The 1,106-nt window shown below is 44.0% G+C and carries 1 protein-coding gene; it reads left to right on the forward strand.

Going from position 1 to position 1,106, the window contains the following annotated elements:
* Positions 1-168 precede the first annotated feature (168 nt).
* On the forward strand, positions 169-1,095 hold the full coding sequence (locus DWX61_RS18395) for an ABC transporter ATP-binding protein (RefSeq protein WP_005341684.1): 927 nt from the start codon (positions 169-171) through the stop codon (positions 1,093-1,095).
* Positions 1,096-1,106: the final 11 nt, after the last annotated feature.

Consider the following 1,106-nt stretch of genomic DNA (forward strand, 5'->3'; position numbering starts at 1 on the left):
TGAATTTATGTTGCTTTTTCCTTTGGAGAGTTAAGCGGGTTCCCGTCTTTATGGCGGGAGCCTTTGTCATTTTACTGGATTTCAAATTGCAAGGTTAATGCAAGGTTGCGGCAAGGTTAATGCAAGGTTGGCATGATAGAATACCTTACAGAACAGGAGGTTTTGAATATGGATACAAATTATATCATTGAAACAAAAAATCTGACAAAGCAATACGGCTCACAAAAGAGTGTGGCTGACTTAAATATCCATGTCAAGCGTGGGAGAATTTATGGTCTGTTGGGTAGAAACGGAGCCGGAAAAACCACAACTATGAAAATGCTGTTGGGTTTAACGAAGCCTACTTCCGGTGAGGTCAAAATCTGGGGAAAGTCTTTGCAAGGAAATGAAAAGAAGTTGCTGCCCCGCATTGGCAGTTTGATTGAGTCCCCTGGTTTTTATCCCAATCTGACCGGTACGGAGAACCTGCGTATCTTTGCTACCCTGCGTGGAGTACCAAACAATCATGCCATCAAAGACGCTCTGGATTTGGTCGGGCTACCTTACAAGGATAAAAAGCTGTTTTCGCAATACTCTCTTGGCATGAAGCAGCGGTTGGCGATTGCCCTTGCAGTCATGCACGATCCGGAGCTTTTGATTTTGGATGAGCCGATCAACGGTCTCGATCCCATCGGTATTGCAGAAGTGCGATCCTTTATCCGTGAGCTTTGCGACACAAGAGGAAAAACCATTCTAATCTCCAGTCACATTCTTTCGGAGATTTCCTTGCTGGCTGACGATATTGGAATTATTGACCACGGTGCATTGCTGGAAGAAGAAAGCCTTGCTGAGTTGGAGCAAAAAAGCAGTAAACATATCCGGTTTACGCTCTCTGATACTGCACAGGCGGCAAGAATTTTGGAACGCAATTTCCATGAAACCCATTTTTCCATACAAGACGACCACAATCTGCGTCTACACAATATGGAGCTACCCGTGGGGAAAATTGTAACTGCTTTTGTAGAAAACGGATTGGAGGTATCAGAAGCACATACCTGTGAAGAAAGTCTTGAAGATTACTTCAAGCGTGTGACAGGGGGCGAAGGAATTGCTTAAACTAATCAAAT

It is taken from the genome of Ruminococcus sp. AF20-12LB, from assembly GCF_003478985.1.
Taxonomy (GTDB): domain Bacteria; phylum Bacillota; class Clostridia; order Lachnospirales; family Lachnospiraceae; genus Blautia_A.